General features: G+C 56.9%; 11 protein-coding genes and 1 pseudogene. 2 read left to right on the top strand and 10 right to left on the bottom strand.

Translation table 11 applies throughout. The features are described 5' to 3' along the window. A pseudogene (locus tag HNR55_RS15310) lies at positions 1–482 on the bottom strand (energy transducer TonB); the annotation flags it as partial. A gap of 732 nt (positions 483–1,214) precedes the next feature. Between HNR55_RS15310 and trhO the strand changes: the two are divergent. Together trhO and HNR55_RS15300 are read left to right on the top strand one after the other, a co-directional pair. Then, positions 1,215–2,276, top strand: a complete 1,062-nt coding sequence (trhO, locus tag HNR55_RS15305) for an oxygen-dependent tRNA uridine(34) hydroxylase TrhO (RefSeq protein WP_253545951.1) — start codon at positions 1,215–1,217, stop codon at positions 2,274–2,276. 143 nt (positions 2,277–2,419) lie between these two features. Continuing rightward, on the top strand, positions 2,420–2,947 hold the full coding sequence (locus tag HNR55_RS15300) for a hypothetical protein (RefSeq protein WP_166116796.1): 528 nt from the start codon (positions 2,420–2,422) through the stop codon (positions 2,945–2,947). Positions 2,948–3,033: 86 nt separating this feature from the next. On the opposite strand, the gene HNR55_RS15295 is transcribed toward HNR55_RS15300, so the two are convergent. The 9 genes from HNR55_RS15295 to HNR55_RS15255 all read right to left on the bottom strand — a co-directional run bounded on the left by HNR55_RS15295 (position 3,034) and on the right by HNR55_RS15255 (position 13,913). Then, entirely contained in the window at positions 3,034–3,423 is a 390-nt protein-coding gene (locus HNR55_RS15295; RefSeq protein ID WP_166116793.1) for a tautomerase family protein, read from the bottom strand. A 214-nt stretch (positions 3,424–3,637) separates the two neighbouring features. After that, complete coding sequence (atzF, locus tag HNR55_RS15290; protein WP_166116791.1) at positions 3,638–5,434, bottom strand: allophanate hydrolase; 1,797 nt, start codon at positions 5,432–5,434, stop codon at positions 3,638–3,640. A 46-nt stretch (positions 5,435–5,480) separates the two neighbouring features. Beyond that, positions 5,481–9,020 carry a 5-oxoprolinase/urea amidolyase family protein gene (locus tag HNR55_RS15285; protein ID WP_166116789.1) on the bottom strand — a complete coding sequence of 1,180 codons (3,540 nt, stop codon included), beginning with the start codon at positions 9,018–9,020 and terminating at the stop codon, positions 5,481–5,483. Between the two features lie 18 nt (positions 9,021–9,038). After that, positions 9,039–9,683 carry an urea amidolyase associated protein UAAP2 gene (locus tag HNR55_RS15280; protein ID WP_166116787.1) on the bottom strand — a complete coding sequence of 215 codons (645 nt, stop codon included), beginning with the start codon at positions 9,681–9,683 and terminating at the stop codon, positions 9,039–9,041. 16 nt (positions 9,684–9,699) lie between these two features. Next, complete coding sequence (locus tag HNR55_RS15275; protein ID WP_166116785.1) at positions 9,700–10,503, bottom strand: urea amidolyase associated protein UAAP1; 804 nt, start codon at positions 10,501–10,503, stop codon at positions 9,700–9,702. Between the two features lie 39 nt (positions 10,504–10,542). Further along, positions 10,543–11,013 carry a nickel-responsive transcriptional regulator NikR gene (gene nikR / locus HNR55_RS15270; protein WP_166116783.1) on the bottom strand — a complete coding sequence of 157 codons (471 nt, stop codon included), beginning with the start codon at positions 11,011–11,013 and terminating at the stop codon, positions 10,543–10,545. A gap of 11 nt (positions 11,014–11,024) precedes the next feature. Beyond that, positions 11,025–11,945: an ABC transporter ATP-binding protein gene (locus HNR55_RS15265; protein ID WP_166116781.1), complete on the bottom strand. Its 921-nt coding sequence runs from the start codon at positions 11,943–11,945 to the stop codon at positions 11,025–11,027. Beyond that, positions 11,945–12,907: an ABC transporter permease gene (locus HNR55_RS15260; RefSeq protein ID WP_166116780.1), complete on the bottom strand. Its 963-nt coding sequence runs from the start codon at positions 12,905–12,907 to the stop codon at positions 11,945–11,947. The genes HNR55_RS15265 and HNR55_RS15260 overlap by 1 nt, the downstream gene beginning before the upstream one ends. 22 nt (positions 12,908–12,929) lie before the next feature. After that, positions 12,930–13,913, bottom strand: coding sequence for an ABC transporter substrate-binding protein (locus HNR55_RS15255; RefSeq protein WP_166116778.1), 984 nt, complete (start codon positions 13,911–13,913; stop codon positions 12,930–12,932). Positions 13,914–14,147 lie beyond the last annotated feature (234 nt).

Here is a 14,147-nt window from a genome sequence, read left to right as displayed (position 1 = left end):
TCCTCCATTTCTGGCGGATAGACGGGGCGCACATTGTTCAGCGGCGATGTGCCTGCCGTTGTATCGGGCGCGTCATTGGGCGGCGTGTCCGCGGGCGGGGCCTTGGCAGTCTGTGTTGGCGGCGCCGCAGGCTGCTTGGGCGGTGTGCGGCTCACATGCTTCATCGGGGGTTTGGGCGGTGGCGGCACCTCGATTTTTGGCGGCGGAATGAACGGCGGCGGTGGCACGGTCATGACCGGCGGAGGGGGAGGAGGCGGCGGTGGCGGCGGAGGAGGGGGTGGCGGCGGCAGAACGCGCGTCTGAATGGGCGGCCTGGCGGGTGGCGGCGGGCTGTCGCCTTTGCCCATCCCGGAGATCAGCCCCCATATGCCAAGAATGTGCAGGAAAAGAACAACAATAAAAGCGCCAGCTATAACAGCAGTACCGACCTCCAGATCATACCGCTGAGCTTTCTTCTTTTGCTGTTCAAGCTCATTTGTCATGTCAGTTCTTCTTTATCATAACCAGCCACAAGCATGATCTGCCTTTCTTGTTTACTTATGAACCAGCAAAGAGGAGGGTATGTCCTTTACCCATTCCCCGACGCGGTGACCCGGAGCAGCGCCTTGCGCGGCCATACACCCGGCTTGCTGAACCATGGGCAATGAGAGACCCCCCGCACGTGAACAGAAGCGAGTGCTACAAAACAAAAAAGCCGAATATAAAGAAGTCTTTTTCATAAGCACACATCCTTCAGAGGCCATGTATCCATGACATGCCAGAGGTTAACAAAAGCCAGAACCCGCACTTTCCGCGCTCCCGGAATGGAACAGAACAGAGAGTGCAAACCACGCGATGCTGCTGCCTTTCCCTAGCAAAAGCACCTATTCCCGTTATGAAAAACGGTTCAAGGCGAAAGGAATAAACCACTCATTACATTTCCAGAATAAAGACAGGGTTCAGCCGCTGTCAACATCATTCCGCATCCGTTATGTATTGAATCATGCCCGATAACGGCATATTCCCCTTTGAATCTGTTCAATCCTACAAAAAAGATAGATTGAGGCATCTGGCAGCCCCCGCAGACGGACAGAACAGACCCGGTTAAAAACACTTGTCGGGTAGGGAAGTGGGCAGCTAAAGCAGGAGCCAGCCTGTCAGGCGACCTGCTGCATTCCACCAGCAGGATGTACTGGCAGGGCCGGACCGCCTTACATGCCTGCAAGGAACATACCGTGACCGCCAGTTCTGTCCCGCCTGTTACCAACAGCCCCGCTGATCTGCCCATCTGCGTGGCGGCTCTTTATCGCTTTACAGGGTTTAAAGACCCGGCAGGCCTGCGCGGCCCGCTGTTGCAGGCCTGCGAGACAAACGGCGTAAAAGGTATTCTGCTACTGGCAGGCGAAGGCATTAACGGCACCATAGCGGGTAGCGATGCAGGCATAGAGGCCGTTCTGGCCCACATTCGCCAGTTGCCCGGCTGCGCGGATATTGTGGTCAAGTTCTCCCGCGCGCCATCCATGCCATTCCTGCGCATGAAGGTCCGCCTGAAAAAAGAAATTGTCACCATGGGAATAGAAGGGACCGACCCCAACCACATCGTTGGTACCTATGTTGCCCCCAAGGACTGGAACGCCCTGCTCCAGCACCCGGACACCATTCTGATCGACACCCGCAATGATTACGAAGTGGCCGTTGGTACATTCGAAGGTGCGGTGGACCCCAAAATAAAGACGTTTCGGGAGTTCCCCGAATGGTTCCGCCAGAAGCGCGACCAGATGGAAGCACAGGGCCGCAAACCCCGCGTTGCCATGTTCTGCACAGGGGGTATTCGCTGCGAAAAATCCACCGCTTTTGCCAAGGCGGAAGGGCTGGATGAGGTTTATCACCTTGAAGGCGGTATTCTCAAATATCTGGAAACCATTCCGCAGGAAGAAAGCCTGTGGCGTGGCGAATGCTTTGTATTTGACCAGCGCGTGACCGTGGGACACGGCCTCAAACCCGGCAATCTGGAACTGTGTCACGCCTGCCGCGCCCCCCTCTCCGCTCAGGACAAAGCCTCTGCCCAGTATGAGGCAGGCGTGAGCTGCCCGCATTGCCATGGCACGCAGAGCGCGCATAACCGCGCCCGCCATGCCGAGCGTGAACGCCAGACCCGGCTGGCGGCCGAGAGGGGGGAAACCCATCTGGGCATGAACATGGCACAGGAGCGTGCGCGCAAGCGCAGACTGCGTGAGGAGGAACTCGAACGCCAGCAGACCCTGCGCCAGAAAGTTCTGGACCGCCTGCGCGATTAAACACAGGAGGCAAACGCTTCCTCACCGCTGAACAGGGTTCATGGGTCGGCAAAAGGACTAGCCAACCCATGAACCCCTGATCTATATCAGGCGCGCGGAAGCAGCTTCCATTACACAGGCGGCACGCTTTGCCGGGGACATGGATGAACACACATTGCGCATGGTGCGAGCGGGACATCCGCAATACTGTCCATGCCCCTTACTGTTGCGCGCGCTGCGAGAAAAAAGCCAACAGGGCGCTGGCCGCCATTAGTGTGCCCCCAACCCCTCAACAACGGGAAACGCGTATAATCCGTGGCTGTCTGGTCAGTCTGGTTGCGGTCATTACCGTTACACTCGGCCTGCGTATTCTGGCGGGTTCCCCGCCACCACCTGACAATATTTTTATGGCGCAATCAGCCCCCTCCCCCCAAATGGACCGTAACGCAGCCTCTTATAAGGCTGGGCAGACTGCGCGCAGGCAGTGGAACCGCTGGCTGAGCGGGCAATATGGAGAACGCCGCAAGGGAGCCCTCTACTGGCTGAACGCCGTGGCAGGCCAGCACGCCCGGCAATGTGACGGCACGGTGGAATTTGCACTCGGCTGTTTTGACGCACACCGGCACATGGACAGGATTGAACCGCAATTTGCCATTAGCCCGACCTTCCGCTCCGGGTGGGACAACCCCTAGAACCTGTGCAGACCGGAGCACTCCCGGCAACGAGGATGTAAACTGGCGTGCCCCCACAGGTGGGCACACGTGGGCAGGACCCGGGCTTACAGTTCGCCCGTTACAAACTGGGCGCGCCCCAGCCCAAAGCTCCAGTGCTCATCTGCATTCTGTACAATGGACACCACAAGGTCCGATGGAGCCAGACCACAGCGTTTGTGCAGCCGTTCGGCCAGCAGTTTGTAAAATGTGGTTATCTGCTCCTTGGAGCGAGGGCGCGAGGTCATCTGCAACAGCACGACCTTATCGGTCCGGGGGATACCCAGCCCTGTATCCTCGATGACCATATGATCCCGCTCATGCTCGGAGACAATCTGATAGCGGTCGCGCGCAGGCACCTTGAATGCTTCCAGCATGGTCTCATGCGTCGTGTCCAGCAATGCACGAAGGGCTTCAGGTTTCCGCCCTTTAATGACATGGAAATGAAGAAGCGGCATGCGATACCCCTGCGTTGACCTGCCTGATTATAAAACGCATTTTTCAGCCAATGGTTTCAGGCACGTTCAGGCACACACAACACCATGCCCTCACCTTCCTGTCCGATCAACTCATAGGGACCAGCTTTGCAGGCAACAGCGTTTGCAGCACACAGAGACCCTGCATGCTGCAAAATCCTTTAATTTTTAAAATAGTTTCCCAAAAAAACAGGGTTCAGAGCTTTGCGTAACGCCACCCACCACTGGTGGTAATCTCCTTACCGCTCCGTGCAACAGCCTCGCTGCACAAGAATCCGCAGACCTCGCTCCCATCTGCCAGCGATATTTTACCAATAGCCATAGGTTGCGGCAGACCAGCAACAAAACGGCCAAAACCTGCGGCATCCAGTTCGTAAACTTCCACCTCCAGACCGGGACCAACAAAGCCTTTTTCCCGCACCAGACCGGGTTTGGGGGGAGTGGCATCCGGCAATGCAAAAAGGCGGTAGTCAGGTTCCGTACGGGTTGTGGCACGCAGAATGGCGTGTTCCTTCTCCAGTTGCCAATGGAGCGGAAAGCCTTTGAGATGCGCACCAACAACAGCCAGCAGCACATTACCCGGTGCCGGGACAGAGGCATTATCCACCAGTGGCAGAACCGCATTGCGGAACACCCCGCTGGTATTATGCGCCGCCGCATGGAAGCGCCCGGCAAGGGCTGCAAGGTCATGGTCGCTAAAGGCCGGGCCAATAAAGGTTACCCCGAATGGCAGGCCATCCGGCCCAAACCCGGCTGGCACGGCACAGGCGGCCATATCCAGCAGATTAACAAAATTGGTGTAGGTTCCAAGCATGCTGTTGGCAGCAACCGGTTGCGCAATAACCTCCTCCCGGCTGACAAGCCGCGGAGCGGTGGGGAGCAGCATGACATCAAAATCCGACCACATCCGGTCCGCCACCTGTTTAAGCAGGTGCTGGCGGTAAATCCCTTTAAACACATCAGTTGCGGAATAGCGGGTCGCGCCGTCCATGATGGCGCCAACCGTTGGGTCCATATCCGCACGATGTGCGTGATAGAAGTCCGCAATGGCGGCCAGGCGCTCCACAACGAATGGACCACTATAGAGCAGCTCGGCTGTTTCCTTTAACGGTGCAAAATCCAGTTCGACCGCAGTACCCCCCAGTTCCACAAGCTGGCGGATGGCACGGTCATAGAGTGCTGCATTGGCGGTGCAGCCATCAAAAAAACGATCTTTCTGCCGCAGAACACCAAAGCGGAACGTATCCGCCGCCAACCTGCGTGGCACCATGGCGCGTGAGTACGGCGCATGGGCATCAGGCGCCATGGCAAGCTGCTCAACCCGCCACGCATCTGCTGCTGAGGCAGCAAAGACGGAAATACAGTCCAGAGATTCACACGCAGGCACAAGACCTGTCGTGCTGAGCACTCCGCGGGAGGGTTTAAGCCCCACAATGTTGTTAAACGCCGCAGGCACACGTCCTGAACCCGCCGTATCGGTCCCCAGTGCAAATGACACCAGCCCCGCAGCAACTGCCACGGCAGAGCCGGAACTTGAACCGCCGGACACATGCTTCGCACTGAACACGCAATGCGGCTGCCCATAGGGGGAGCGCATGCCAACCAGCCCTGTTGCAAACTGGTCCAGATTGGTCTTGCCAATAACAATAGCCCCTGCGGCTTCCAGCCGACGGACAACTTGGGCACTTTCCGTGGCGTCATAGGCAAAGGCCGGGCAGGCTGCGGTTGTTGGCAGGCCAGCAACATCAATATTGTCTTTAACCGCAAAGGGCACACCATAAAGCGGTAGGTCCGCGACCGGTCGTTTTTCCAGCTCTGCCGCTCTGGCCAGCAGGTGCTCGGCAGGTACAAGGTTGATCCACACCGCCGCATCCACGGAAGCATAGGCATGCACACGCGCCAGAACCTCCCTGACAATATCTGTCGGGGTGAGTGCCCCGTTCCGGCAGGCAGTCAGGAGGGATTCAATCTGCAACATATCAGGAAATGTCATAATATTTGTCCTTGCCTACAGGTTCTGGCGTGTGTGGGGGGGAGGGTTAGTCCGTGCAGACCACCATAATCCGCTCACCTCCACGCACCTCGCGGCCTTTGCGGCACAGAATGTCCTTCACCACACCGGTTGCGGGGGAGATGATCTTCATTTCCGTTTTCATGGATTCAATAATCGCAACGGCATCACCTGCCTTTACGTGATCCCCCACAGCAACCCTGAGCTGCCACACGCTGCCCGGCACAGGGCTGTCCACGCCCATATACCCTTCGGGCAGAATGGATTCATCAGCCTGTGTGGTGTTTACTTCCTCCTCAAACGTATCAAGGCCTTTTGCAATCCAGTCCTGACGTTCGGCCTCGAAGGCGGCCTGCTGGCGGGCGCAGGCCTGAGCGATTTCGGACTTGTTGGCCTCCAGAAAAGCCCGGTATTCCGACAGGCTGAACTGTGTTTCCTCAATCCTGACGGAAAAACGACCGTAGGGGAAAGCAGCCCGTGCCTCCATCAGCTCATCGTGCGAGACGGGGTAGAAGCGTATCTGATCAAAAAACCGCAGGAGCCACGGTGTGTTTTCATGGAACACCTCTGTTGTGCGCCATGTGTTCCAGACCTGGGTCGTGCGGCCAAAAAGCTGGTAGCCCCCCGGCCCTTCCATACCGTAAATACACATGTAACTGCCGCCAATGCCCACAACATTATCCGGGGTCCATGTGCGTGCGGGGTTGTATTTGGTTGTGACCAGCCTGTGCCGCGGATCAATGGGGGTAGCCACGGGTGCCCCCAGATACACATCCCCCAACCCCATGACGAGGTAGGACGCATTGAAAATGATCTCCTTGACCGCTTCTATGGAAGCAAGACCATTAATTCTGCGGATAAACTCGATATTGGACGGGCACCACGGCGCATTGGGGCGCACCAGTTCCTGATACCGCTGCATGGCCAGCCGGGCCTGCTCGTCATCCCACGAAACGGGGAGGTAAACGATGCGGCTGGGCACAACAATATCATCCTCGCCCGAGGGCAGGGCCTGTTCAATACCATGCAGCCGTTCCAGCAAGACCGGTAGGGGGAGCACCTGCGGATTGTAATGGACCTGAAGCGAACGAATACCCGGAGTAAGGTCCACAATCCCTTCTACTGCTGCGGCCCTGAGCCGCTCCAGCACAAGCTGCACACGCAGGCGCAGGGCAATATCCAGTTCCGGCGGACCAAATTCGAGCAGAAGGTAACAATCCCCCGCACGGCGGTACACAACCGGGATTTCCCCTTCTGAGCGGAACAGGATGGGGCTATCCCCCGCAATAGGTTCGGGCAGGAAGGATACACTGACCGGCTTGGGCTGTATGCGCTGGAAACGCACCTTATCCCCCGGATGCAGTTGCCCCATTTTCCACAGTTCATCGCTGGTCAGCACCGCGGGGCACACAAAACCGCCCAGACTTGGCCCATCCGGCCCAAGCAGGATGGGCATATCCCCGGTAAAGTCGATGGCCCCAATGGCATATGCGTTATCGTGAATGTTGGAAGGATGCAGCCCGGCTTCCCCCCCATCTGTTCTGGCCCAGCGTGGTTTGGGGCCGATCAGGCGTACACCGGTGCGTGCGCTGTTGAAGTGTACTTCGTATTCACTGGAAAACAGGGTTTCGATATCTTCATTCAGGAAGAAATCAGGCGCACCATGGGGGCCATACATCACTCCGAGGGTCCATGTACGGCTCAGCTCAGGCCGGTCCTGTGGAGCAATGGCCACTGGGACCGCCGCGTTGGCCGCCGGTTTGGCCAGACGCAGCACATCCCCCGTGCGGAGTTGCCCGGTTGCATGTCCACCAAACTGGCCCAGCATGAACGTGGCACTGGACCCAAGGTACAATGGGGCATCAATACCCCCACGCACGGCAAGATATGTGCGATGCCCTGCCCCCTTGATCTGCCCCAGAGCCAGAACCTGCCCCGCCTGCACCGGAACCGGCTCCCAGTAAGGCACCTCCACGCCATCCAGCGTAGCGGGCATGAATGCGCCAGACAGGCCGATAACAGCGTCCGTGTTAAACCGCAGCACCGGGCCAGTAGCCGTAAACTCCAGTGCTGGCACACCCTGCGCATTCCCCACAATCTGGTTGGCCAGACGGAAGCTCCGGTCGTCCATCGGGCCACTGGGGGGAACCCCCACATCCCAGTACCCCACACGGCCCGGCCAGTCCTGCACCGTGGACTGAAGACCCGGTGCAATCACTTCCACCGTAGCAGGTGTATAGGCAAAACTGTTGAGCAGCCCTGTAAAAACACTCCCCGCGCGCACGGCATTATCCGCCGTTACCGCGCGCAGATAATCCAGATTACTTTCCAGACCGCTGATCCGGGTTGTGGTCAGTGCTGCATGCAGGTTGGCAAAAGCCTCCTCCCGCGTGGCACCTCGGGCAATAATCTTGGCCAGCATCGGGTCATAGTACGGGGTGACCTCGGTCCCGGTTTCTATCCAGCCATCCACGCGCACACCCGGCGCAAAGCTGACCTCGGTCAGCCGCCCGGTGGAGGGGCGAAAGTTCTCTGCTGCGTTCTCGGCATAAATCCGCGCTTCTACGGCGGCCCCTCTGGGCACCAGACTTTCCTGCGCTGGCAGAACCAGAGTGCCATCGGCCTGCCTGATCATCCACTCGACCAGATCAATCCCGAAAATTTCTTCCGTAACGCAGTGTTCAACCTGAAGCCTTGTGTTGACCTCAAGGAAATAGAACGCGCCACTTTCCGTATCGTAAATAAACTCCACCGTGCCAGCGGACTCATACGCAACGGCCGCACACAAGGCCCGTGCCGCGTTCCGCAGGCCCACGCGCGTTGCTTCGGACAGGCCCGGGGCTGGGGTTTCCTCTATCACTTTCTGGTTGCGGCGCTGAAGGGAGCAGTCGCGCTCACCTAGTGTGAGAATGTTCCCGCGGCCATCACCAAAAATCTGCACTTCCACATGCCGCGCGCAGGCAATGAATTTTTCCAAAAACACCCGCGCATCGCCAAAATTGTTCCCCCCCATGCGCGAAACAGCGGCAAAGCAGTCACGCAGTGCGGCCTCGTTATGGCAGATCTGCATGCCAATGCCGCCACCACCCGCCGTGCTTTTGAGCATGACCGGGTACCCAATGCCAGCGGCGGCCTCCAGTGCCTCTTCCACACTGTTCAGAATATCCGTGCCCGGCAGGAGCGGCACATTGTTCTGTTTAGCCAGATCACGCGCGGTGTGTTTAAGGCCAAAAGCCCGCATATGCTCGGGCCGCGGCCCCATAAAGCGTATGCCCTGGGCTGCCAGTTTTTCCGCAAATTCGGCCCGTTCGCTCAAAAAGCCGTAACCGGGATGGACTGCCTGCGCACCTGTGGTGGCACATGCCTGCAAAATGGCATCCATGTTCAGGTAGCTGTCGCTTACTGCGGCAGGCCCGATCAGAAGGGATTCATCGGCCTCCAGCACCGGTGGCGTAAACCGGTCTGCCTCGGAGCACACAGCAACGGAGGCAATTCCCATCCGTTTGAGTGTCCGGCCGACACGACGTACGATTTCTCCGCGGTTGGCAATAAGAACCTTTGTGAACATGGCAGGCAGTCCGAACGGTCAGATGGAAACAGGGTCGCCGATAACGACGCGGATGGGGGTCGGCACAAAACCGTTGCAGGGGTTGTTAACCTGCGGACAGTTGGAAATAACCACAAGCGTGTCCATTTCCGCGCGCAGGTCCACATACCCGCCGGGGTCGGACAGGCCATCATCAATCACCAGTTCACCATTTTGCAGAACTGGCACATTCATGAAAAAATTGACGTTATTGACAATGTCGCGCTTGCTCATGCCGTATTTTTCAACTTCCAGCAGGAAGTTTTCTCGGCACGAATGCATGTACCTGGTCTCATGCCCAAAACGCACCGTATTGGATTCACAGCTACAGGCCCCGGCCAGCGTGTCGTGGCGTCCGCAGGTGTCATCCACCACGGTCATGAGCACATTGCCTTCGTTGGAATACAGCCCGGTCCCCTTGCCAATATAGGCCGAACCCTGATTGAGCAGCGTATCCTGCGCACTGTAGCGCTCATGGTAGGCATGGGCATTGTAAAAAAGGGCATCCACAGCCTGCTGGCTTTTCAGGTCAATAATCCGGATAACCTGCCCTTTGCGCACCAGACCCGACCACGGAGTGCGCGCGGCCACATGCTGATCAAGAACAATATTGGAAAAAATCTTGCTAAGATCATGTTCTGACATAAATCTGGCTCCCTGATCAGGCAAAGAGAATATCTGTGTTATCAAACCCGCGCCGTGCTTCTTCGCTGAATGTCCGGCACAGATCATCCGCCGCCGGGGCAGGAGCCTGCCAGCGCACGGCCTCAACAGGAGCCGGTGCAAAACTGGCATCCGGGGCCAGAGGGTGTGGACAGTTGGAGACGGCAACAAGCAGGTTCATTTCCGCCCGCAGGTCCACATGCGCGCCGGGGTGCACATCGCCTTCCACCCATTTGAAGCTGCCGTCGGCCTGCGTGCTGATATGGGAGAAAAACGTAATGCAGGAGGCAACATCATGCTGCGCCATACCGTATTTTCCCGCAGTCAGGCGCAGGTTGTTGCGGGTATTGCGCAAACTGGCAGACCCAAAATTGCGCTGGTTGCTCTGCGGTGTGCTCCCGCCAACCAGCGTATCGCTAAACCCGCAGCTATCGCCAATAACGGATGCCAGCACGCGCCCCATATCAGAGAACAGAACACGCCCTGTGGTCAGGCAGGTGGTCCATTGCAGCTTCATGGTATCGCCCGCATTGTAGCGTTCGCTCAGGTCGTCCGCATTCCACAACATGACCGACACACCATTGTTGCCGGATGTGTTGATCAGGCGTAGTGCCTGCCCACGCGGCACAAATGTGCTCCAGTACCACCCGCCGGGTATGGTTTCGCGGTGCAGAACACTGGCTTCGGTCATTTCAATCGGGGTTGCAGCGGGGCGTGCCGTATTTTCGGACTGGAGCGCCTGATCCCGGAGCTGGTTGTAGCGGGCCCGGTACCAATCTGGGGTTTGCTGGTCTATTTGCATGAAAATCTCCTGTATTCAGGCAGGAATGGCAATGCGCGTTCAGGACGCTTCCATATCAAGTGTAAGGTCCCGCCCTTTTTCATGAACGGGGGGGATCAGGGAGGCTATCAGGTGCAGGCGTCCGGAAATAACACCGGGCTGCGTGATAAACTGGTTTGCTATATCCTGCAGTTTTTTAACCTTGCCCTGAACAAGCAGCACTTCCAGTGTCTGCCTGCGAATGAGGTTGACGTGCAGTGAACTGATAACCTCTGCAAGGTTTTCATATTGCAGCTCTGCAAGTTTCTGTTGCAGGTTTGTGGCGGCATTATTGTAAAAAAGAATAATCACGCCGGCCATCAGCTCATCGCCGTTTTCCTGCCGGCACGCCATAAGCTCCTGATGCAGAATGTTCTGGATCGCCTGGGAGCGGCTGGCATAGCCTTTTTCCGCCACCATGGCGTCAAGCTCATGCAGAAGGCCTGGCGACAGGGAAATACTGACGCGGCTGATCTGTTCCTTGCTACTCATGCTTGTATTCCCTACTCGACCTGATCTGTTACAAGGGTGAGAAGCGGCAGATCAATTGTTACCTCATCCTCATCCATGTCATCCGATGCGCCGAAGGAGCGGATAAGCCCCTCCAGATGCGCCTTTGTTGCCAGAAACTCGGCCGATGTCATCTGTTCCGCACGACGGGGGCGGGAGAGCGGTACTTCAATCACTTCCTCCACCTGCCCGGGGTGGGGTTTAAGCACCAGAATACGGTCAGCCAGATAAATGGCCTCGTCCAGATCATGCGTGATAAAGACTATGGTAATGTCGATCTTGCGCCAGATCTCCATCAAATAGTTCTGCATTTTTGTGCGTGTCTGGGCATCCAGCGCGCTAAAAGATTCATCCATCAGCAGCACACGGGGGGATGCAGCAAGGGCGCGCGCAATGGCAACACGCTGCTGCATTCCACCAGAAAGCTGGTGCGGATACGCGGTCGCAAACTGTTCCAGCCCGATCATCTGGAGCCACTGCATGGCCTGACGCTGGGCTTCCAGCCGGTCCACGCCCCCCATCTCAATCCCGAACATGACGTTGCGGCAGACATCCAGCCAAGGAAACAGCGTGTATTTCTGAAAGACCATACCCCGGTCGGACCCCGGACCACGGACCGGCTTGCCGTCCATGAGAATACGCCCTTCAGTGGCATCCTCCAGCCCGGCGAGAATGCGGATCAGGGTGGATTTGCCACACCCTGAAGGCCCAACCACACACACCAGTTCGCGCCGGTGCACACCAAATTCTATGGAATCCAGAGCTACGGTCCGGTTACGCTTTTGTGTAAAAACCTTGGTAACGCGATCAATTTCCAGAACATAGTCGCGCTTTTTAATCTGCTCCATACGTGCGGCCACATCTGGTGGCAGAATGCGATAATCAGGGAGCGCATGCTCTACATGGTCAATCATCAGCCATTCTCCCTTTTCCACGTAAACAGTTTGCGGCCAACAACGCCAAGGACCATATCCGTGCCCAGACCGACAATACCGATCAGCGCCATGGCGGCAAAAACATTGTCAAAATGCTGGTAACGGGCCTGCTGCGTAATAAACCATGTAATTCCCGAGGATGTGCCAATCAGTTCTGCCACAATCAGGTAGGTCCAGGCCCAGCCAAGCAGAATACGCTGGTCCCTGTACAGGTCGGGCAGAATACCCGGAATAACCACCCGAAAAAGCAGCCGCAGACCTTTTGCACCCAAAGTGCGGGATGCCTCCACCAGAGAAAAATCGAGTTTGCGCGTGGTATTGGCAATAACAAGTATTTGCTGGAACAGGGTCCCTATAACAATAATGGCAATCTTGGGGGCATCATAAATACCCAGAATAGCCACTGCGAGTGCTCCAAAAGCCGGAGCTGGCAGGTAGCGGAAAAAATCGACCGCAGGTTCAACAAGCCGCGCAACAGCCGGAATGGAGCCACACATAATGCCCAGAGGCACCCCCATGACGGAAGAAATAACAAACCCCCAGAAGATAATCCGGATACTGTGTGCAAAAGCCTGCGTAATGGAATGTTCAGCCCCAACAGGAGCAGAAGACGTAAAGGCATGCACAAACGCGCTCAGCACATCCCCCGGAGATGGCAGGTAAACGGGGTTACTTGGAATACCCTGCGGAACAGGCTGGTGCTGCTCCTGCATTTCCGTGACCGCGCGTGCAAAATCCGCGCGGTTCATCCGCATCCCCGTTTCCAGATACTCCTCCCCTCCGGGGTCGGTGATCAGAACCTGAGGATGCCAGACAAAAGGCAGATAACTAACTGCGCTCCAGAGGAGCAAAGGCAGGAGCACCGCCAGAATACCGAATATATTCCGCAACATCCGGTCTGTCCGGCCGTATAGCCTCCATGAGGCAAGGAAGCCCTGCATAATGTGCTCCTACCCTTTGCCGTTACTTAACAGAGGCCGTAAAGGACGGATCAATATAGCTGTCAATGTTCTGGGGTGATTTGTAAACACCCTGCTGAACATTAAAGGCATCTGAAATTTCGGTCGATCCGTACAAAGAGCCAAGCCCTTCTTTTTTTACAAAAACGCCTTTTCCATCAGCAAGGCTCAGCAGATGCGTGCCTTTGAGGAAGCGCCTGTAAGTCTCCGGGGTCACGCCCGTGCGCGCCGCCATAATGCGCAGGGCATCCGGCTGTGTTTTGGGGTCCTGAATATAGGTGACAACACGGTCCCACACCCCAACCAGACGCTGCCACTGGTCATGATTGTCGTGCAGGGACTGCGGATCGACCGCAATGGTATCGTAAATCAGGCCCGGCACTTCATGCGAGGTAAACACCGGCCGCGCTCCGGGCACCGCATGCAACGCCTGACCGGAGTTAGGCTGCCATGCTGCAATGGCCGCAACCTGCCCCGAGGCCAGAACCTGCGGTGTTTCGTTTGTTTTTGTGTTCACGAGCTTGACGTCTTTTTCGCTCATGCCCGATTTTTCCAGCCCCTTGAGCAGAAGCAGGTGGTCCACCAGCCCTTCTTCCACCGCAACGGATTTACCCTTGAGGCCCTGCATGTCCTTAATACCGGGCTGCGCCACGACCATATCATTCCCATCGGAATAATCGGTCACAAGGATCATTTCCCCCTTATGGCCATTGGCCCCGGTTACCAGCGCATCCCCATTGGTTGCCATAACGGCATCCAGCTTATGCGCGGCAAATGCGTCGAGCGAGGCACTGTAGTCAAACCACTGGAAGTCGGCATCAACCTGCGCCTCCTTCAGCCAGCCTTTATCAATGGCAACCTGCCACGCAACCCAACCCGGCCAGTCACTATAGCCAATCTTCAACGATGCCGCAGACGCCGAGGAAAGAGAGACCGCGGCACAAACACTGGCAAGCAGGCCTTTGCGAAAAAGCGATGGGAAGCGCATGGGGGAGGACTCCAGTAATACGAATTGCAAAAACCGTATTACTGATACTCACCACAAACGCCCATTCGTTGCAATCAAAAAATGTTCTCACATCAGAACCAACTGAATGCAGCCACAAGCCTGCACACATCCAGAGAGAACACCGTAAAATGGCATGTAGCCCATACAGCATTCGTACAGAACGCCTGCCCATAAACGTTTTTCATTCCCGCAACTCCCGTGCGACCGGGCTGT

This window comes from Acetobacter lovaniensis, from assembly GCF_014207635.1.
In the GTDB taxonomy this organism is placed as follows: domain Bacteria; phylum Pseudomonadota; class Alphaproteobacteria; order Acetobacterales; family Acetobacteraceae; genus Acetobacter; species Acetobacter lovaniensis.
This window is presented reverse-complemented; position numbering and strand designations above follow the sequence as displayed.